Origin of the sequence: Streptomyces sp. NPDC006733 (assembly GCF_040636125.1) — a bacterium.
Taxonomy (GTDB): domain Bacteria; phylum Actinomycetota; class Actinomycetes; order Streptomycetales; family Streptomycetaceae; genus Actinacidiphila.
On record NZ_JBEYJD010000006.1, the window covers coordinates 1 to 18,920 of the forward strand.

The 18,920-nt window shown below is 70.9% G+C and carries 19 protein-coding genes, 1 tRNA gene and 1 riboswitch; of the genes, 12 read left to right on the plus strand and 8 right to left on the minus strand.

The window, feature by feature from the left end:
• Positions 1-58: 58 nt before the first annotated feature.
• Both ABZ721_RS07550 and ABZ721_RS07555 read right to left on the minus strand, forming a co-directional pair.
• Complete coding sequence (locus ABZ721_RS07550) at positions 59-1,309, minus strand: PTS transporter subunit EIIC (protein WP_358787662.1); 1,251 nt, start codon at positions 1,307-1,309, stop codon at positions 59-61.
• A 230-nt stretch (positions 1,310-1,539) separates the two neighbouring features.
• Positions 1,540-2,838: a PTS transporter subunit EIIC gene (locus ABZ721_RS07555; RefSeq protein WP_358787663.1), complete on the minus strand. Its 1,299-nt coding sequence runs from the start codon at positions 2,836-2,838 to the stop codon at positions 1,540-1,542.
• 245 nt (positions 2,839-3,083) lie between these two features.
• Between ABZ721_RS07555 and ABZ721_RS07560 the strand changes: the two genes are divergently transcribed.
• The 4 genes from ABZ721_RS07560 (at position 3,084) to rdgB (ending at position 5,276) form a co-directional block, all read left to right on the plus strand.
• Positions 3,084-3,323, plus strand: a complete 240-nt coding sequence (locus ABZ721_RS07560; protein ID WP_138356607.1) for a PTS glucose/sucrose transporter subunit IIB — start codon at positions 3,084-3,086, stop codon at positions 3,321-3,323.
• Positions 3,324-3,396: 73 nt separating this feature from the next.
• Complete coding sequence (gene rph, locus ABZ721_RS07565; RefSeq protein WP_358787664.1) at positions 3,397-4,119, plus strand: ribonuclease PH; 723 nt, start codon at positions 3,397-3,399, stop codon at positions 4,117-4,119.
• Positions 4,120-4,266: 147 nt separating this feature from the next.
• Positions 4,267-4,656, plus strand: a complete 390-nt coding sequence (locus ABZ721_RS07570; protein WP_358787665.1) for a hypothetical protein — start codon at positions 4,267-4,269, stop codon at positions 4,654-4,656.
• A 17-nt stretch (positions 4,657-4,673) separates the two neighbouring features.
• Positions 4,674-5,276, plus strand: a complete 603-nt coding sequence (gene rdgB / locus ABZ721_RS07575; RefSeq protein WP_358787666.1) for an RdgB/HAM1 family non-canonical purine NTP pyrophosphatase — start codon at positions 4,674-4,676, stop codon at positions 5,274-5,276.
• Positions 5,277-5,334: 58 nt separating this feature from the next.
• Here rdgB and ABZ721_RS07580 read toward each other — a convergent pair.
• The 4 genes from ABZ721_RS07580 to bcp form a co-directional block, all read right to left on the minus strand.
• Positions 5,335-5,419 (minus strand) — tRNA-Leu (locus ABZ721_RS07580).
• A gap of 46 nt (positions 5,420-5,465) precedes the next feature.
• Positions 5,466-6,485, minus strand: coding sequence for an HNH endonuclease (locus ABZ721_RS07585; protein ID WP_358787667.1), 1,020 nt, complete (start codon positions 6,483-6,485; stop codon positions 5,466-5,468).
• Between the two features lie 173 nt (positions 6,486-6,658).
• Complete coding sequence (gene proP / locus ABZ721_RS07590) at positions 6,659-8,167, minus strand: glycine betaine/L-proline transporter ProP (RefSeq protein WP_358787668.1); 1,509 nt, start codon at positions 8,165-8,167, stop codon at positions 6,659-6,661.
• A 108-nt stretch (positions 8,168-8,275) separates the two neighbouring features.
• Positions 8,276-8,743 (minus strand): thioredoxin-dependent thiol peroxidase, encoded by a 468-nt coding sequence (gene bcp / locus ABZ721_RS07595; RefSeq protein WP_358787669.1) that lies wholly within the window; start codon positions 8,741-8,743, stop codon positions 8,276-8,278.
• A gap of 132 nt (positions 8,744-8,875) precedes the next feature.
• On the opposite strand from bcp, the gene ABZ721_RS07600 reads away from it, so the two are divergent.
• The 3 genes from ABZ721_RS07600 to ABZ721_RS07610 all read left to right on the plus strand — a co-directional run bounded on the left by ABZ721_RS07600 (position 8,876) and on the right by ABZ721_RS07610 (position 9,969).
• Positions 8,876-9,199, plus strand: a complete 324-nt coding sequence (locus tag ABZ721_RS07600) for a DUF3618 domain-containing protein (RefSeq protein ID WP_358787670.1) — start codon at positions 8,876-8,878, stop codon at positions 9,197-9,199.
• 49 nt (positions 9,200-9,248) lie between these two features.
• Entirely contained in the window at positions 9,249-9,551 is a 303-nt protein-coding gene (locus ABZ721_RS07605; protein ID WP_250980180.1) for a co-chaperone GroES, read from the plus strand.
• A riboswitch (guanidine-III (ykkC-III) riboswitch) is annotated at positions 9,552-9,617 on the plus strand.
• Between the two features lie 31 nt (positions 9,618-9,648).
• Positions 9,649-9,969, plus strand: coding sequence for a multidrug efflux SMR transporter (locus ABZ721_RS07610; RefSeq protein WP_358787671.1), 321 nt, complete (start codon positions 9,649-9,651; stop codon positions 9,967-9,969).
• Positions 9,970-10,010: 41 nt separating this feature from the next.
• Here the strand turns inward: ABZ721_RS07610 and ABZ721_RS07615 are convergent, their stop codons facing one another.
• Positions 10,011-12,275, minus strand: coding sequence for a transglycosylase domain-containing protein (locus ABZ721_RS07615; protein WP_358787672.1), 2,265 nt, complete (start codon positions 12,273-12,275; stop codon positions 10,011-10,013).
• Between the two features lie 291 nt (positions 12,276-12,566).
• Between ABZ721_RS07615 and ABZ721_RS07620 the strand changes: the two genes are divergently transcribed.
• The 3 genes from ABZ721_RS07620 to ABZ721_RS07630 all read left to right on the plus strand — a co-directional run bounded on the left by ABZ721_RS07620 (position 12,567) and on the right by ABZ721_RS07630 (position 15,392).
• On the plus strand, positions 12,567-13,376 hold the full coding sequence (locus tag ABZ721_RS07620; protein ID WP_358787673.1) for an ABC-2 family transporter protein: 810 nt from the start codon (positions 12,567-12,569) through the stop codon (positions 13,374-13,376).
• 121 nt (positions 13,377-13,497) lie between these two features.
• Positions 13,498-14,301 (plus strand): ABC transporter permease, encoded by an 804-nt coding sequence (locus tag ABZ721_RS07625; RefSeq protein WP_358787823.1) that lies wholly within the window; start codon positions 13,498-13,500, stop codon positions 14,299-14,301.
• Between the two features lie 47 nt (positions 14,302-14,348).
• A complete protein-coding gene (locus ABZ721_RS07630; protein ID WP_358787674.1) occupies positions 14,349-15,392 on the plus strand; it encodes an ATP-binding cassette domain-containing protein in 1,044 nt (347 codons plus the stop codon).
• Here ABZ721_RS07630 and ABZ721_RS07635 read toward each other — a convergent pair.
• Positions 15,381-16,523 carry an aminotransferase class V-fold PLP-dependent enzyme gene (locus ABZ721_RS07635; RefSeq protein ID WP_358787675.1) on the minus strand — a complete coding sequence of 381 codons (1,143 nt, stop codon included), beginning with the start codon at positions 16,521-16,523 and terminating at the stop codon, positions 15,381-15,383. The genes ABZ721_RS07630 and ABZ721_RS07635 overlap by 12 nt on opposite strands.
• A 133-nt stretch (positions 16,524-16,656) precedes the next feature.
• Here ABZ721_RS07635 and ABZ721_RS07640 point away from each other — a divergent pair, with 133 nt between their 5' ends.
• Together ABZ721_RS07640 and ABZ721_RS07645 are read left to right on the plus strand one after the other, a co-directional pair.
• Positions 16,657-18,000, plus strand: a complete 1,344-nt coding sequence (locus ABZ721_RS07640) for a DUF445 domain-containing protein (protein WP_358787676.1) — start codon at positions 16,657-16,659, stop codon at positions 17,998-18,000.
• Positions 18,001-18,063: 63 nt separating this feature from the next.
• On the plus strand, positions 18,064-18,918 hold the full coding sequence (locus ABZ721_RS07645) for a class E sortase (protein ID WP_358787677.1): 855 nt from the start codon (positions 18,064-18,066) through the stop codon (positions 18,916-18,918).
• Positions 18,919-18,920 lie beyond the last annotated feature (2 nt).

Here is an 18,920-nt window from a genome sequence, read left to right on the forward strand (position 1 = left end):
GCGCCCGCCGGCGCCCCCCCCCCCCCGTTCCGCCGCCCAGCGGGCGGCGGCACCGGGCTCACGCCTTGGTGAGGTCCTCGATCTCCTCCTCGGGCTCGCGGCCCGGGGTGGTGAGGTTGAACTTGAGGATCGCGAAGCGGAAGACCACGTAGTAGACCACCGCGAAGCAGAGCCCGATCGGGATGATCAGCCAGGGCTTGGTGGAGAGGTTCCAGTTCAGCGCGTAGTCGATGAAGCCGGCCGAGAAGGTGAAGCCGGCGTGCACGCCCAGCGCCCAGGTGACGGCCATCGAGACAGCGGTGAGCACCGCGTGGATCGCGTAGAGCACCGGGGCGATGAACATGAACGAGAACTCGATCGGTTCGGTGATACCCGTGACGAACGAGGTCAGCGCGAGCGAGATCATCATGCCCATGACCGCCTTGCGGCGCTCGGGGCGGGCGCAGTGCGCGATGGCGATGGCGGCGGCCGGCAGGCCGAACATCATGATCGGGAAGAAGCCCGACATGAACTGTCCGGCGGTGGGGTCACCCGCGAAGAACCGGGTCAGGTCGCCGTGCACGACCTCGCCCGCGGAGTTCTTGAAGTCGCCGAGCTGGAACCAGGAGACCGAGTTCACGAACTGGTGCATGCCGACCGGGATCAGCGCGCGGTTGATCAGGCCGAACAGGCCGGCGCCGACGGCGCCCAGACCGGTCATCCACTCGCCGAAGTCGCTGATGACCTTGCCGACCGGCTCCCAGCCGAGGCCGAATATGACACCGACGAACGTTCCGACGAACGCCATGATGATCGGGACCAGGCGGCGGCCGTTGAAGAAGCCGAGCCAGTCGACCAGCTGCTTGCGGTGGTAGCGCTGCCACAGCACCGCGGCGAGCAGGCCCATGATGATGCCGCCGAGGACGCCGGGGTTGTTGTACACCGCCGGATCGTCCTTGCCCGCCTTGATGACGGCCTCGGTCACCGGGAACGCCTTCAGCACGTTGCTGTAGACCAGGAAGCCGACCAGCGCGGCGAGCGCGGTCGAGCCGTCCGCCTTCTTGGCGAAGCCGATCGCCACACCGATGCAGAACAGCATCGGCAGGTTGTCGAACACCGCGCCGCCGGCGGTCGCGAAGACAGCCGCGACCTTGTGCCAGCCCAGGCCCTTGTCGCCGAAGACGTCATCCTGGCCGAGACGGAGCAGGATGCCCGCGGCCGGCAGGACGGCGATCGGCAGCTGGAGGCTGCGACCGACCTTCTGCAGACCGGAAAAGAGACCGGAGCCCCGCTTCTTTGCGGGGGCCGCCGCAGCGGTGGCCGTACTCATCAGATTCCTCCTGGTGAGGCGGGCTCTTCAAGGGGGACGGCCCGCCGCTATGGTCTATACCACTGAGTGGTGTAGACCAGTTTTACACGTCGGGACGGAATAAAGGAATCCCCAATTCCGATTCAGTCCCAGTGGTCTGGACCACACGCCGAACGGCCCCCGAGTCCAAGGACTCGGGGGCCGTTCCGCGCGGAGCTTTGTACCCGGACATCCGCCGGGCGGCTGTTGCGTTACTTGATGTTCTCCTGCACCAGTTCCTCCTCCACCTCGTCCGGCTCGCGGCCCGGCGTCGGCAGGTTGAACTTGGTGATCACGAAGCGGAAGAGCACGTAGTACACCACCGCGAAGCAGAGCCCGATCGGGATGATCAGCCAGGGTTTGGTGGCCAGGTTCCAGTTGATCAGGTAGTCGATCAGACCCGCCGAGAAGCTGAAACCGTCATGGACACCGAGCCCCCACGTGACCGCCATCGAGACGCCGGTCAGCACCGCGTGGATCGCGAACAGCAGCGGGGCGATGAAGAGGAACGAGTACTCGATCGGCTCCGTGATCCCGGTGACCAGCGACGTCAGGCCGATCGACAGCATCATGCCGCTCACCTCCTTGCGGCGGTGCGGCTTGGCGCAGTGCGCCATCGCCAGCGCCGCGGCCGGCAGCGCGAACATCATGATCGGGAAGAAGCCCGAGGTGAACTGGCCCGCCGTCGGGTCGCCCGCCAGGAAGCGGGTGATGTCGCCGTGCACGACCGTGCCGTCCTGCTTCGTGAAGTCGCCGAACTGGAACCAGACGAAGACGTTCAGGAACTGGTGCAGGCCGATCGTCAGCAGCGCGCGGTTGGCGACGCCGAAGATGCCGGAGCCCACCGAGCCCAGGTCCACCAGCCACTTGCTGAAGCTGGTGAGCGCGTCACCGATCGGCGGCCAGATCCACAGGCAGAGCACCGCGAAGACGATCGCCACGAACGACATGATGATCGGCACCAGGCGGCGCCCGTTGAAGAAGCCGAGCCAGTCCACCAGCTTGGTGCGGTGGTAGCGCTGCCAGAAGAACGCCGTCGCCAGCCCGATCACGATGCCGCCGAAGACCCCCGGGTTCTGGAAGGCCGCCGCCGTGACCGTCGTGCCCTCCAGGCAGACACCCGTGGAGAACTTGCCGCCGCCGCAGTCCTCCGGGAACTGGCGCAGCACGTTGTAGTAGACGAGGAAGCCCGCGACCGCCGCCAGCGCGGTCGAGCCGTCCGCCTTCTTGGCCATCCCGATCGCCACACCCACGGCGAACAGCAGCGGCAGGCCCAGCGAACCGTCCAGCAGCGCGCCGCCGGCGCCGGCGAAGACCTTGGCGACCTTGTCCCAGCCCAGGCCGTCCGCGCCGAAGACGTCCGGCTGGCCCAGCCGGTTCAGGATGCCGGCCGCCGGAAGTACGGCGATCGGCAACTGCAGGCTGCGGCCCATCTTCTGCAGCCCCTGGAAGAAGCCGCTCGTCCACTTCTTCCTGGGTCGCTGCCCGACGGCGGCGTTCTCCGAACTCATCGGTGGCCTCCTGGTGCTGCCGGTCCGGCGGCGTCGCGGCGCCCTCCGGCTCTCCTGTTTTGTCGCGTGGCCCAAAGTGGTGTAGACCATTTACGACGAGGGTGGCACTACGCCCCCGAGGGCACGGCACCAGTGATCGTTATCATTCGGCACAAACCGGAACCCTGCCCGCGAAGATGGGCCAAACGTGCGTTACCGTTTGAAATCGGACCGGGCCGCCGGGCCGAGACACTCAGGAGTGAGCAATGGCCACCAAGGCTGAGCAGATCGTCGCCGGACTCGGCGGACTCGACAACATCGAAGAGGTCGAGGGCTGCATCACCCGCCTCCGCACCGAGGTGAAGGACCCCGGCCTCGTCGACGAGGCCGCCCTCAAGAAGGCCGGCGCCCACGGCGTCGTCAAGATGGGCACCGCGATCCAGGTCGTCATCGGCACCGACGCCGACCCCATCGCCGCCGACATCGAAGACATGATGGACAACTGAGGCCCACTTCTCAGCGCGGGGGCCCGTTCCGACACCGGAACGGGCCCCCGCTGTTTGTCGATAGGCTCGAACCATGTCTCGATTCGATGGCCGCACCCCCGAACAGCTCCGCCCCGTCACCATCCAGCGCGGATGGAGCAAGCACGCCGAGGGCTCGGTCCTCGTCTCCTTCGGCGACACCAAGGTCCTCTGCACTGCCAGCGCCACCCAGGGCGTACCCCGCTGGCGCAAGGGCAGCGGCGAAGGCTGGGTCACCGCCGAGTACTCCATGCTCCCCCGCGCCACCAACACCCGCGGCGACCGCGAAGCCGTCCGCGGCAAGATCGGCGGACGCACCCACGAGATCTCCCGCCTCATCGGACGCTCGCTCCGCGCCGTCATCGACTACAAGGCCCTCGGCGAGAACACCATCGTCCTCGACTGCGACGTCCTCCAGGCCGACGGCGGCACCCGCACCGCCGCCATCACCGGCGCCTACGTCGCCCTCGCCGACGCCGTCACCTTCATGCAGCAGAAGAAGCTCATCAAAGCCAGCGCCAAGCCCCTGACCGGCACCGTCGCCGCCGTCAGCGTCGGCATCGTCGACGGCCTCCCCCTCCTCGACCTCGCCTACGAGGAGGACGTCAAGGCCGAGACCGACATGAACGTCGTCTGCACCGGCGACGGCCGCTTCATCGAGGTCCAGGGCACCGCCGAAGGCGCCCCCTTCGACCGCACCGAACTGGGCGCCCTCCTCGACCTCGCCGTCGGCGGCTGCGCGGAACTCACCGCCGCCCAACTCGCCGTCCTCGGCTGACCGGCCCGGCCACCAGACCCCGACCCGACGCTCCACGAACCGGCCTCAAAGCTGTCACTTTCGTGCAACCAGGCAACTGGGGCGGCGCGCGGCGCGTGTCTACCGGTACAGATCTCACACGGAGATCCCCCGGGGAGGAACCCACCCATGGCCACGCGCCGCCGTCTCACCATCGCCGCCCTCGCCGCGGCCGCCGCCCTGACGCTCCCGGCCGCCGCCGGCTGCAGCGCCATCGACAAGGCACTCGACTGCGCCCACGTGGCCGCCACCGTCGCCGGCGACGTCCAGAACCTGCAGAACGCCGTCAGCAACGCCGGCAACAGCCCGCAGGACGCCGTCAACGCCCTCGACCAGATCTCCGCGGACCTCAAGGACGTCGGCAGCAAGACCGACAACGCCGACGTCACCAAGGCCGTCAACGACCTCAACACCGCCGTCCAGAACGCCCGCACGGCCGCCAACAAGGGCACCACCCCCGACGTCTCGCCCGTCGCGGACGCGGCAAGCGAGCTGACGAAGGTCTGCACCCCGGGCTGAGCGCGATAATCGACGGCATGCAGCGCCTTGTCCTCGCGACCCGAAACGCCCACAAAGTCACCGAACTCCGCGCCATCCTCGCCGACACAGGTCTCGCCGTCGACCTCGTCGGCGCGGACGCCTACCCCGAGATCCCCGACGTCAAGGAAACCGGCGTCACCTTCGCGGAGAACGCCCTCCTCAAAGCCCACGCCCTCGCCCAGGCCACCGGCCTGCCCGCCGTCGCCGACGACTCCGGCCTCTGCGTCGACGTCCTCGGCGGCGCCCCCGGCATCTTCTCCGCCCGCTGGGCCGGCACCCACGGCGACGACGCCGCCAACCTCGCCCTGCTCCTCGCCCAGCTCTCCGACATCGACGACCCGCACCGCGCCGCGCACTTCGCGTGCGCGGCCGCGCTCGCCCTCCCGGACGGCACGGAACGCGTCGTGGAAGGCCGCCTCCCCGGCACCCTCCGCCACACCCCGGCCGGCACGGGCGGCTTCGGCTACGACCCGATCCTCCAACCGGCGGGTGAGACGCGCACGTGCGCGGAACTGACCCCGTCGGAGAAGAACGCGATCAGCCACCGGGGGGAGGCGTTCAGGGCACTGGCGCCCCTGGTCGCCGACCTGCTGGGCTAGGAACGCCGAAGGCCCGATCCGAGCACTGCTCGGATCGGGCCTTCGAATCGTAGGCAAGTGCGGCCGGTGGGATTCGAACCCACACGAGGTATGACCTCACTGGGACCTAAACCCAGCATGACTGCCAGTTCCATCACGGCCGCATGTTTTGGTCATGGTACCGGCTGCCACTCCGGGGTTCACGCGGTTTCAGTCCCCTGCCACGCGCCGGACACGCCCCTCCGTTCGGCGACTGCGACACCACGTTTCGGTGGTCGCGTGGCAGTTGGGGCAGAGGTAACGCAGGTTCTCCCGGCGGTTGTCGAGCCAGTCGCCGTTGATGTGGTCGATCTGCAGGGTGACGGGCCTGCCCCGCCACTCGCCCTCGTTGCCGCAGGACACGCACCGGTACGGGACGCCGATTTCCGCCAGCGCCCGGTGGAGCCGCAGACGGTTCACACGAGGCGAACCCGCGGGGCGCGCCCGCAGGACCTCTGGGGCCACGGGCGCCTTCGGCTCGGGCACCCGTACCGATCCCCACGTCCTCCGCTTGAAGTGGGAGGTGTCCAGACCGAGTTCCGCGACCAGCCGGCGCACCCTCCGGTGGTTCGTCTCGTTCACGGGCACCCCCACCGACCGCATGACGTCGGCGAAGCTGGTGGCGTCGGCCACGGCCGCTCGCACGTCCCTCTCCGGGAGGACCAACCGCCCGTAGCGGAAATGGCTGATGTCGACGCCGGACTCCGCGAGCATGCGCCGAAGCGCCGCGCGGGAGCCGCTGTCGTCGGGGACGCCGAGGTCCCGGGCCATGGCGCGGATGCTGGTCACCGAGGCGGCTGACGTCCTGAGCTCGGCCTCGGTGAACGGCAGTTCCCGTTCCTGACGGTTCAGAGCGGGGAAGTGGCCGGTGTCGATCCCCGCTGCGGCGATCCGGCGCCGGATGTGGGACAGCGTTCCCGTGGCCGGCGGCGCGCCCAGTCTCTGGACGACCTCGCGCAGCGTGTTCGACGAGGCGACGGCTTCGGCGATGGCCTCGTCCGGGTACTTGCGCCACGGGCTGCGCTGTTTGAAGTGGCTGGTGTCGATGCCGAGATCGGCTGCCGCCTTCTGCACCAGGCGGCGGCGCCCGCCCGTGACGGCGAAGCCGAGCCGCCGCATCAGGTCGCTCCACGTCACGGCCTGTGCGGCGGCCTCTTCGAGGCGTTCACGGGTGTACTGGCTGGGTGGCATGGGGATCCCCCTCCGGATCCGGGGTGGGAGGGGGATTCCTCGCAGCCGCTACCGGGAATCCCTCGCTCACCGGTGGTGGCTGCAGAGCCCTGGGTGCGGCCGCTTGTCGCAGCCTCGTACGTACTAACGAGGCATTCGGGTGACGGTCACGGGCCGGGGTGCCGCCCGGAGGGTCAGAAGCGGGGGGCCGTGGCCTGGGCGGCGCAGAGGTCCGCGGCCTCCTGGGGGGTGGCTACGGCGGGCGGGGAGCCTGCCAGGGGCCGGCGCGCGGTCTCCTTCATGCAGGCGACGGCGATGACGCCGACGAGGGCCGCGGCCATCGAGTAGTACGCGGGCATCATGTCGTCGCCGGTCAGGCTGATGAGGCCGGTGATGACCAGCGGGGTCGTGCCGCCGAAGAGGGACGTGGAGACGTTGTAGCCGACCGACAGGGAGCCGTAGCGGACCTGGGTGGGGAAGAGGGCCGGGAGCGCGGCGGACATCGTGCCGAGGAGGCAGACGAGGGCGAGGCCGAGCATCAGCATGCCGGCGGAGACGGCGATCAGGCTGCCCTGCTTGACGAGCAGGAACGCGGGGGCGGTCAGGACGAGGAAGCCGAGCATGCCGGTCATGAGGAGCGGCTTGCGGCCGTAGTGGTCGCTGAGGCGGCCGACCTGGTTGATGACGAGCATCAGGAAGACCATGACGCCCAGCAGGATGAGCAGCCCGTGCGTCTCGTTGTAGTGCAGCTCGTCGGTGAGGTACGTCGGCATGTAGGAGAGCAGCATGTAGTCGGTGATGTTGTACGCGGCGACCAGGGCCATGCAGAGGATCAGGGCCGGCCAGTGGTCGGCGAAGATGGTGCGCAGGTCGCCCTTGGCGGTGGTCTCGGCGGTGGCCGTGTCGGAGGTGCGGGCGGTCTCGTTGCCGAGCTTCTGGAAGGCGGGGGTCTCGTCGAGCCGGAGCCGGAGGTAGAGGCCGATCAGGCCGATGGGGCCGGCGACGAGGAAGGGGATGCGCCATCCCCAGCTCTCCATGGAGCCGGTGTCGAGGACGGCGCTGAGGATCGTGACGAGTCCGGCGGCGCCGATGTAGCCGGCGAGGGTGCCGAATTCGAGGAAGCTGCCGTAGAACCCGCGGCGCTTGTCGGGGGCGTACTCGGCGATGAAGGTGGACGCGCCGCCGTACTCGCCGCCCGTGGAGAAGCCCTGGACGAGCCGGAAGAGGATCAGCAGGACGGGCGACCAGAAGCCGATGGCGGCGTAGGAGGGGATCAGGCCGATCGCGAAGGTGCCGACCGCCATCATGATCATGGTGAGGGCGAGGACCTTCTTGCGGCCGATGCGGTCGCCCATGGGTCCGAAGACCATGCCGCCGACGGGGCGGATGAGGAAGGCGACGGCGAACGTCGCGAAGGACGAGAGCAGCTGCACGGTGTCGCTTCCGGAGGGGAAGAACACGTGGCCGATGGTGACGGCCAGGTAGCTGTAGATGCCGAAGTCGAACCATTCCATGGCGTTGCCGAGCGAGGCGGCCTTCACGGCGCGCTTGACGGCGGCTTCGTCGGTGACGGTGATGTCGCTGCGGCGCAGCGGGGGGTTCCGGCTGCGGCGGATGATCCGGTAGAGGCCGGGGTGGCGGCGGCGGGCGCCCTGGTCGGCCGCCTCGGTTCCGGCCGTGGTTTCGGCGTCACGGGTCGGCACAGGGGGGTCCTCTCGGTCGGTGGCTCTGGTCCGAGGGGCTCTCCTGCGCAATCGGCGCCGGTGTAAACCAAGGTCCCGGGATTCGGGACCTTGGTCACTCCGGGCGGGTCAGACCTTCAGGTCCTTGATGAGCTTGGCGACGTGGCCGGTGGCCTTGACGTTGTAGAAGGCGTGTTCGACCTTGCCGTCGGCGCCGACGATCACGGTGGAGCGGATGACGCCGGTGACGGTCTTGCCGTAGAGCTTCTTCTCGCCGAAGGCGGCGTAGGCCTCGAGGACCTTCTTGTCGGGATCGCCCACCAGGGTGACTTTCAGATTTTCCTTCTCGCGGAACTTGGCGAGCTTCTCGGGCTTGTCGGGCGAGACGCCGATCACGTCGTAGCCGGCGGCGGCGAGCAGGTCGAGGTTGTCGGTGAAGTCGCACGCCTGCTTGGTGCAGCCGGGGGTGAGGGCGGCCGGGTAGAAGTAGACGATCACCTTGCGGCCGGCGTGGTCGGCGAGGGAGACGGGCGTGCCGTCCGCGTCCGGGAGGGTGAAGGCGGGGGCGGTGTCGCCGGGCTGGAGGCGGTCGGTCATGGGTGAGGACTCCTTACGCGGGTACACGCGGGGTACTCCCGGGTACGCAAACGGGGTGCCGACGGGGCGCGGTCCGCGTCGGGCTGACAGACTGTCCGTCACGGTACCGGTCGAGGCGTTGGAGGCAATGCGGTGTCGGAAGGCAGGACTCCCGCTCAGATTGAGGCGGAGATCTCCCGTAGGCGGCAGGATCTGGCCGCGACGCTGGACGAGATCGCGGTAAGGGTGCACCCGAGCACGGTCGCGCGGGATGTGAAGGCGAAGGCCTTCTCCGCGGTGGACCGGACGGTGGGCCAGGCGTATGTGGCGGTGAATCGCGCGGTGAGCGACGCCCGCGGGCACTTCGTGTCCGAGGAGGGCGTGCTGCGGGTGGACCGGGTGGTTCCGGTGGCGGTGGCCGCGGTGGCGCTGGTCGCTGTGGTGGCCGGGCTCTCGGTCCGTCGGCGTCGCCGGTAATCTCGTCGCCGTGAGTTCCCATAGCGAGCACGACAAGCTGCCCATCCGGATGCTGCACGACCGGGTGCTGGTCAGGGCCGAGGGTTCGGAGGGTGAGCGCCGCTCGGGCGGCGGCATCCTCATCCCCGCCACGGCCGCGGTGGGCCGGCGCCTGGCGTGGGCCGCGGTGGTCGCGGTGGGCCAGAACGTGCGGACGGTGGAGGTCGGGGACCGGGTGCTGTACGACCCGGAGGACCGGGCCGAGGTCGAGGTGCGGGGTGTCGCGTACGTGCTGATGCGCGAGCGGGACCTGCACGCGGTCGCGTCCGAGCGGCTGCAGGGCTCGGAGGACTCCACGGGTCTTTATCTGTAGTTTGCTACGGTTGGTGTGAGCCCGACGAGACGCGCCGTACCGGGACCCATGCAAAGACGACGCACCCCCTGGAAGCAACAACCCTGGAGGTGCCGTCATGGCATGGGTCCTTTTGTGCGTCGCGGGTCTGGTCGAGGTCGCCTGGTCGATCGGGATGAAGTACACCGACGGGTTCACGCGGCTGTGGCCGAGCGTGTTCACGGGTGCGGGCATCGTGGTGAGCATGATGCTGCTGTCGCAGGCGGCGAAGACGCTGCCGATCGGGACGGCGTACGGCGTGTGGGTGGGCATCGGCGCGGCGGGGGCGGCGATCCTCGGCATGGTGGTGCTGGGTGAGCCGGCGACCGCCGCCCGGATCTTCTTCATCTGCCTGCTGCTGGTGGCCGTCGTGGGCCTGAAGGCCACGTCCGGGCACTAGCAGCGGGCAGCACGCAGCAGGCCAGCCGGTGCCGCCCCGTGTCAGCCCGCGTCCACGCCGCCGTCCCCGCCGCCTCCGCCGACCGCTCCGCCGCTGGGCAGCAGGGTCGGGGGCCCGCTGGTGGGGGGCGGGGACTCGTCGGTGGGGGTCTCCGACGGGGTTTCGGACGGTGTCTGCGACGGGGTCTGGGACGGCGTCTGCGACGGGGTCCTGGACGGGGTCTGGGACGGGGTCTGCGAGGGCGTGGACGACGTGGGCGGTGCGGTGGTGGGGGGCTCGGTCGGGGCGGTGGCGCCGTCCTGCAGTTCGAGGTCGAAGTCGACGTCCTCGGTGCCGCTGAGGGCGGCCTCGGTGTAGGAGGCCCAGACCTCGCCGGGCGCGCCGCCGCCGTTGACGCGGTCGACGCCGAGTGCGCCGTTGAGCGACTCGTGCTTGCCGGTGTCGGGGTTCTGGCCCATCACGGCGACGACGGTGGCGAGGTTCGGGGTGTAGCCGGCGAACCAGGCGGCCCGGTCCTCGTCGATGGTGCCGGTCTTGGCGGCGGAGGTGCGTCCCGACTCCTGGGCGACGGAGGCGGTGCCGCCCTCGACGACGCTCTGCAGGATGGACGTGGTGGTGTCGGCGGCCTCGCGGGGGACGGCCTGCCGGCTGTCGCGGTGGGGGAGGCTGAGGTCGCCGTTGTCCTTGGTGATCTTCTCCACGAGCGTGTACGGGATGTACTTGCCGTGGTTGGCGAGGGTCGCGTACGTCTGCGCCATCTGCAGCGGGCTGGCCTCGGTGATGCCGAGGGCCATGGAGGGCACGGACTCCAGCTTGACGGACTCGGGCATGCCGAGGGCGCGTACGGTCTCGTTGACCTTGGAGGGTCCGACGTCCTGGGCCATCTGCGCGTAGACGGCGTTGACCGAGTGGTCCATCGCCTTGGTGACGGTGATGGCGCCGTAGTCCTTCTGGTCCTCGTTGGGCGGCGCGTAGCCGACCGGGCCGTCGGGGCCGATCACCGGGCGGCGGTTGTCGCCGTCGTAGACGGTGCGCGGGGTGATCAGGCGGCCGTCCTGCGTCTGGGAGTTGTGCTGGACGGCGGCGGCGAAGATGAAGGGCTTGAACGTCGAGCCGACCGCGTAGTCGGTGCGGGTGGCGTTGTTGACGTACTGCTTGGTGTAGTCGATGCCGCCGTACAGGGCGACGACCTTGCCGGTGGCGGGGTCGATGGAGGCGCCGCCGGCGCGTACGAAGCTGTCGGCCTTGGTGGTGCCGAGCTGGTCGTAGACCTTCTTCTTGGTGGCCGCGACGAAGGCGTCCTCCTTGGGCTTCTGGATGGTGGTGACGATCCGGTAGCCGCCGGCGCGCAGGGTCTCCGCGTCGATGATGTTGTTGTCGTCGAGGTAGTCGTTGACGGCCTCGATGATGTATCCGCGCTGGCCGGCCTTGCTGGCGGCGGGCTTGGGCTTGCCGGGGGTGGGGAACTTCGTGGTGGCGCGCTCCGCGGGGCTGAGCCAGCCTTCCTTGACCATGCCGTCGAGGACGTAGTTCCAGCGGGCCTTGGCCTTGGCGAGGTTCTGCGGGTGGGCGACGACGTCGTACTCGCTGGGGGCGTTGAGCAGGGTGGCGAGGTAGGCGCCCTCGGCGGTGGTGAGCTTGTCGGCGTCCTTGCTGAAGTAGGCCCGGGAGGCGGCCTGGATGCCGTAGGAGTTGCGGCCGAAGTAACTGGTGTTCAGATACCCCTCGAGAATTTCGTCCTTGGTCTCGTTGCGATCGAGTTTGATCGCGATGAAGAACTCCTTGACCTTGCGGAGGGCGGTCTGCTCCTGGTTCAGGTAGTAGTTCTTCACGTACTGCTGGGTGATCGTGGAGCCGGACTGCTTGCCCTTGCCGGTGACGGTGTTCCAGGCGGCGCGGATCATCGCTTTCGGGCTGACGGCGGACTCGTGGTAAAAGCCGCGGTCCTCGGCGGAGAGCGCCGCGTACTGGGCGGTCTTGGCGATCTGCGCGAGGGTGACGTTCTCGCGGTTGATCTCGCCGTCGCGGGCCAGTTCGGTCTTGCCGTCGGCGTAGAAGTAGACGTTGCTCTGCGCGGTGGCGGCGGCGTTGGGGTTCGGGATCGGCACCAGCGCGTAGCCGATGAAGAACCCGCCGACGCAGATCAGCAGGACGACGATGACCGTGCCGGCCACCATCCGCCAGGTCGGGATCAGCCGGCCGAGGCCGGTGCGCCGGGGCCGTCCCTTCCTGTTGAGGGCCGGCGGTCGGGGCTCCCAGCCCGGCGAAGCGTTACTGCTCTGGTGCTGCTCCGGCTCGTCGCTCATGACTGTTAGGACTCCTCCGCCGCCGCCGAGGTTGGTCCGCGACGGAACATCTTGGGTCAATCGTTACGTACGCCCCGTTGAACACTGTCGCATCATCGGTGCTTGTGCGATCAACGGCGCGCACCCGTGACAGGGCTGTGACAGGCCGAACGGCTGATCCGGTGCACTCGAACGGGTGGAAATCCATTGGCGGGTCCTCCCGATGGGCGATTAAGCTCGGCGGCTTTGGCGCGGACGGGCGGGTGCGGGACCGGGCCGGTCCTCGCCCTGACACGGAGGGGACGTGGGCGGGTGGGCGGGCTACGTCTGTACGCGGCGGTCGCCCTCAGCGGGTTCCGGCGGTTCGCGACCTATCGGGTGGCCACCGCCGCCGGGGTCTTCACCAACACGGTCTTCGGTTTCATCCTCGCCTCCACCTATATCGCGCTGTGGGACGCGCGTCCCGGGTTGGGCGGATACGACCGGTCCCAGGCGCTGACCTATGTGTGGATCGGCCAGGCGCTGCTGATGACCACGGCGATGATGGGCGGCGGATTCCAGGACGAGCTGATCGAGCGGATCCGGACCGGGGACGTGGCGATCGACCTGTACCGGCCCGCCGACCTGCAGCTGTGGTGGCTCGCCACCGACCTGGGCCGGGCGGCCTTCCATCTGCTGGGCCGGGGCGTGGTGCCGATGCTGGTCGGCGCGCTCGCCTTCGAGCTGACGCTGCCTGCGGACCCGCTGACCTGGCTGCTGTTCCTGGTGTCGGTGGCGCTGGGGGTCGTCGTCAGCTTCGCGCTGCGCTATCTCGTCGTACTGAGCGCGTTCTGGCTGCTCGACGGGGCGGGAGTCGGCCAGATCGCGGGGCTGGCGAGCATGTTCTTCTCGGGCGCCCTGCTGCCGCTGACGCTCTTCCCCGGCTGGCTCGGCGAGGTGGCGCGGGTCCTGCCGTGGGCGTCGCTGCAGCAGATCCCCGCCGACGTCTTCCTGGGCCGGCACACCGGCGCCGGCCTGGTGCGGGCGTTCGCCTTCCAGGCGGGCTGGGCGGTGGCGCTGCTGGCGGCGGGGCGGGCGCTGCAGTCCGTGGCGACCGGCAAGGTCGTGGTGCAGGGTGGCTGAGGCGGAGCGGGGAGCGGTGGCCGAGGGGGAGCGGGGAGCACTGGCCGGGCGGGAACGGGGAGCCGCCGCCGGGCGCGAACGGGAGGCCGCGGCCGGGCGCGGCGCGGGCGGGGAGCGGCCGCTGGTCGACGGGCTGCGGGCGTACGGGCTGATCGTCGCGATGTGGGTGCGGTCGACGATGGCGTACCGGGCGTCGTTCCTGATGACGGCGCTGGGCAACCTGGCGGTCACCGGCCTGGACTTCGCCACGATCATGCTGATGTTCTCGCACGTCACGACGTTGGGCGGGTTCACGCTGCCCGAGGTGGCGTTCCTGTACGGGACGACCAGCACCGCGTTCGGGCTGGCCGACCTGGCGATGGGCAGCATGGACCGGCTCGGGCGCCGGGTCAGGGACGGCACGCTGGACACGCTGCTGCTGCGCCCGGTGCCGGTGCTCGCGCAGGTGGCGGCCGACCGGTTCGCGCTGCGGCGGCTGGGGCGCGTCACCCAGGGCTCGCTGGTGCTGGGCTGGTCGCTGAGCCGGCTGGACGTCGACTGGACGGTGCTGAAGGTGGCGATGCTGCCGATGATGCTGCTCAGCGGTGCGGCGATCTTCGGGGCGGTGTTCGTGGCCGGGGCGGCCTTCCAGTTCTGGGCGGGCGACGCCTCCGAGGTGCAGAACTCCTTCACGTACGGCGGGAACACGCTGCTGCAGTACCCGCCGTCGATCTTCGCCAGGGACCTGGTGCGCGGTGTCACGTTCATCGTGCCGCTGGCGTTCGTCAACTGGCTGCCCGCGCTGCGCATCCTGGGCCGCGCCGACCCGCTGGCCCTGCCGGGGTGGCTGGACTTCGCGTCGCCGCTGGTGGCGGTGGTGTGCTGCGCGGTGGCCGGGCTGGCGTGGCGGACGGGCCTGCGCTCGTACCGCAGCACGGGGAGCTGAGGGCCGCCGGCCGGGCGGGAGGGCGGCGAAGAGACCTGGGACGGACGATGAGGGGACCGGCGGTGCACGGGACGACGGACGAGGCGCACATCGAACTCGACGCGGTGGAGAAGGTCTTCGACGTGCGGCGCAAGGCCGGGCGGTGGCGTCGCGAGCGGCATCAGGTGCGGGCGGTCGACGGGATCTCGTTCTCGGTGCCGCGCGGCGAGATGGTCGGCTACATCGGGCCGAACGGGGCCGGGAAGTCCACCACGATCAAGATGCTGACCGGAATCCTGATGCCCAGCGGCGGACGGGTGCGGGTCGCGGGGATCGACCCGACGCGGGACCGGACGAAGCTGGCGCGCCGCATCGGGGTGGTGTTCGGGCAGCGCACCACGCTGTGGTGGGACCTGCCGCTGAAGGACTCCTACCAGCTGGTGCGGCGGATGTACCGGATCGAGGACGCGCGGTACGCGCGGAACCTGGCGCGATGCGTCGACCTCCTCGACCTCGGGCCGCTGCTGGACGTCCCGGTGCGGCAGCTGTCGCTGGGGCAGCGGATGCGCGGCGACATCGCGGCGGCGCTGCTGCACGATCCGGAGGTGCTGTACCTGGACGAGCCGACCATCGGCCTCGACGTGGTCAGCAAGGCGAAGGTGCGGGAGTTCCTGCGGACGGTCAACGCCGAGCAGGGCACGACCGTGCTGCTGACCACGCACGACCTGACCGACATCGAGCAGCTCTGCGAGCGGGTGATGGTCATCGACCACGGGCGGCTGATGTACGACGGCGGTCTGGACGGGCTGCACGCGGTGGGGGAGAGCGAGCGCACGCTCGTCGTGGACTTCGAACGGGAGCTGCCGGCGGTGGTGGTGGCGGGCGCCCGGTGCGTGAAGGTCGAGGGGCCGCGCCAGTGGCTGGCGTTCCCGGCGGCGGCCAGCGCGGCGCCGCTGGTCGCCGCACTGGCGGAGCGCTACCCGCTGGTGGACCTGTCGGTGCGGGAGCCGGCGATCGAGGACGTCATCGCGCGGATGTACTCGACGGTGCCGGTGCCGGCCCCGTCGCCCGCCCCGTCGCCGGCCCCGTCGGCGGGCGGCTCAGCGCAGTGAGCTGAGGGCCGCGTGCACCCGGTCGACGGCGGCCAGCGGGGTCGAGGCGTGCGCCGACAGGCGCAGCGAGTCCCCGCGGACCGTCGGGGTGACCTCGTAGCCGTGCAGCGCCTTGGCGACCAGCCGCGGGTCGGTGCCGGGGACGCGGAACGAGACGATGCCGGCGCGCTGCTCGGGGGCGACGGGGGAGAGCACCTCGCCGCCGCAGGCCAGAACGGTGTCGATGAGTTGGGCCACCCGGGTGGTGATGTGCTCCTCGATGGCGGCCACCCCGGACCGTTCGACCAGTTCCAGGGCGGCGGCGAGGGCGGCCGCGGCGACGGGGCTGAGGTTGGTGATGCTCCACCGCCGCGCACCGGTGGCGGGCGGGTGCTCCACGTCGTCGAAGAGGCCCGCGTCCTCCACGCCGGTCCAGCCGGTCAGGACGGGCTCCAGCCGTTCCAGGGCCCGGTCGGAGAGCGCGGCGAAGCCGGTGCCCCAGCCGGCCCGCAGCCACTTCTGGCCGCCGGTGACGACGACATCCGCGGCCTGCCAGGGCAGGTCGGCGACGCCGAAGCCCTGGATGGCGTCCACGATCAGCAGCCGGTCGCCGATCACCTCGCGGATCGCGGCGAGGTCGGCGCGCTGCCCGGTGCGGAAGTCCACCGCGCTCAGCGCCACGGCCACCACGCCGTCTCCGTCGGGGCCGCTCAGGGCGTCGCGGACGGTGTCGGGGGTGATCATGCCCCGCTGGTCGGGGGCGAGCGGCCGGGGTTCGGCCCTGCCGAGCTCCGCGGCGCGCCGCCACGGGTACTGGTTGGAGGGGAACTCGCCGGACGGGACGAGGACGGTGCCGCCGGTGACGCCGAAGGCGGCGTGGAACAGGCCGGTGGACGTGTTCGGCAGCAGCACCACGTGGTCGGGGTCGGTCCCGGCCAGCCGGGCGGCGGCCTCCCGGGCCCGGGGCTCGGCGCGCATCAGGTCGTCCACGGTGCTGTGGGTGGCGCGGGCGGACTCGGTCAGGGCCCGCGCCGTGGCGTCCAGCACGTCGCGGGAGGGCGGGCCGTAGCGGGCGAAGTCCAGGTACCCCTCGGGCTCCTCGAAGTGTCCGGCGTAGCCGGGCAGCCCTCCGGTCCTGTCCTGCGCTGTCATCGCGGCTCGCTCCTTCGTACGGGGGTTCCGGCGTTCCTGGCGTGACCACCCGGGACGCGGGGAACCTGTTGTTCGTTCCCAGGTTGGCAGTGGCGGTGACGATACGCGGGTGGAGCGGATGGAAGCAGCGGTAATGAGCGATCCGGACGGCGGACCGGCGGACGGCCCACGCGGCGGTCCGGGCGGCGGCCCACGCGGCGGACCGGGGGCGGCGCTGGGCGCCGCGGAGGCCGCCGACGAGGGCCGGCGCCGCGGGGTGCGCCGGATGAAGGTGATCGCGACCGGGCTGCTGCTCGCCGCCACCGTCGTCTACGCCCTGGCGAAGTGGGCGGAGTCCGCCGGTGCGGGCGGCTGGGCGGGGTACGTGGCGGCCGCCGCGGAGGCGGGCATGGTCGGCGCGATGGCGGACTGGTTCGCCGTCTCGGCGCTCTTCCGCCACCCGCTGGGCCTGCCGATCCCGCACACGGCGATCATCCCGACGAAGAAGGACGCCCTCGGGCACAGCCTCGGCGACTTCGTCGGCGAGAACTTCCTGTCGGCGGACGTCGTCAGGACGCGGCTGCGGGCCGTCGGCATCGGCTCGCGGCTCGGCGCCTGGCTGGCCGACCCCGAGCACGCCGACCGGGTGACGGAGCAGGCCGCGGCGGCGCTGCGCGGGCTGCTGAGGGTGCTGCGGGACTCCGATGTGCAGGCGGTGGTCGGCGAGGCCATCACCCGGCGCGCGGAGGGCCAGGAGGTGGCGCCGGGCGTCGGCCGGATGCTGGAGCACGTGGTCGAGGACGGCGGGCACCGGCGGGTGGTCGACCTGGTCTGCGTGCGGGCGCACGACTGGCTGGTGCGGCACGGCGACTCGGTGATGGACGCGGTGCAGGGCGGGGCGCCCGGGTGGACGCCCCGGTTCGTGGACCGCAAGGTCGGCGAGCGGGTCTACAAGGAGCTGGTGCGCTTCACCGCCGAGATGCGCGACATGCCGGACCATCCGGCGCGCGGCGCGGTGGACCGGTTCCTGGGGGACTTCGCGGTCGAGCTGCAGTCCGACCCGGACACCCGTGAGCGCGTCGAGCGGCTGAAGAAGGACCTGCTGGCGCGGGGCGAGGTGCAGGACCTGATCGAGTCGGCGTGGACGGCGGTGCGCGGCATGGTCGTGGCCGCCGCCGAGGACGAGCGCAGCGAGCTGCGGCTGCGGACCCGGGCGTCGCTGCTGTCGCTGGGCGCCCGGATGGCGACCGACACCGCCCTGCAGGCGAAGGTGGACGGCTGGCTGGAGGACGCCGCCACGTACGTGGTGACGACCTACCGGGACGAGATCACCTCGCTGATCACCGAGACGGTGGCGGGCTGGGACGCCGACCAGACGTCCCGCAAGATCGAGGCGCACGTGGGCCGCGACCTGCAGTTCATCCGGATCAACGGCACGGTGGTCGGCGCGCTGGCGGGGCTCGCGATCTACACGGCGTCGCAGCTGTTCACGGGGTAGCGCCCGAGCCGGCCCGCCCCGGGGCCTGTCCCGGGAGCGGGAACCGGCCGTATCGTCAGCCATATGACGGTGCGTCAGAAATCCAGGTCCGCCCGAGTCGTCGTCCAGGGCCGCGGACGCCTCCTGCGCAGCGGCGGCGCGCGGCGGACCCCGCTGGGGCGGGCGCTGTGGGGCGCCGCCGAACTCGGCGTGACGCTCGGGGTCGTCGTGCTGCTGCTGGTGGCGCACCAGTTGTGGTGGACGAACCTGCGGGCGCACGAGTCCGCGCGGCGGCAGGTCGCGGCGCTGGAGCGGCAGTGGGACGCGGCCCCGGCGCAGGACCCGGCGCAGGACCCGGCGCGGGGCCCGGAGCCGGACCCCGGCTCCGACCCGGCGCAGCCGTCCGCCGACACCCCGACGATGGATACATCCGATGACCCGGCCTCAATGAAGGCCCCGCAGCGGCAGGCGGCAGCGCCCGAACGGGACGACCTGGCCTACGCCGTGCTCCGCATCCCCGCGATCGGCGTGACGGCCCCGGTGGCCCAGGGCGTCAGCAAGACCGCCATCCTCAACCACGGCTACGTCGGCCACTACCCGCAGACCGCGCAGCCCGGCCAGACCGGCAACTTCGCCGTCGCCGGGCACCGCAACACCCACGGGGAGCCGTTCCGCCACCTCGACCGGCTGCGCGCCGGCGACACGGTGACCGTCGAGACGGCCACCGGCCGCTTCGTCTACACCGTGGAGAAGACCGTGCCGCAGACGTACCCCTCCGACGGGTCCGTGATCGCCCCGGTGCCGTTCAGCAGCGTGCACCCGGGCGCCCGGATGACCGGCGCCGCCGCGTACATCACGCTCACCACCTGCACGCCCGAATACACCTCCAAGTACCGGCTGGTGGTGTGGGGACGGCTGAAGTCGGCGCAGGCGCGCTAGGG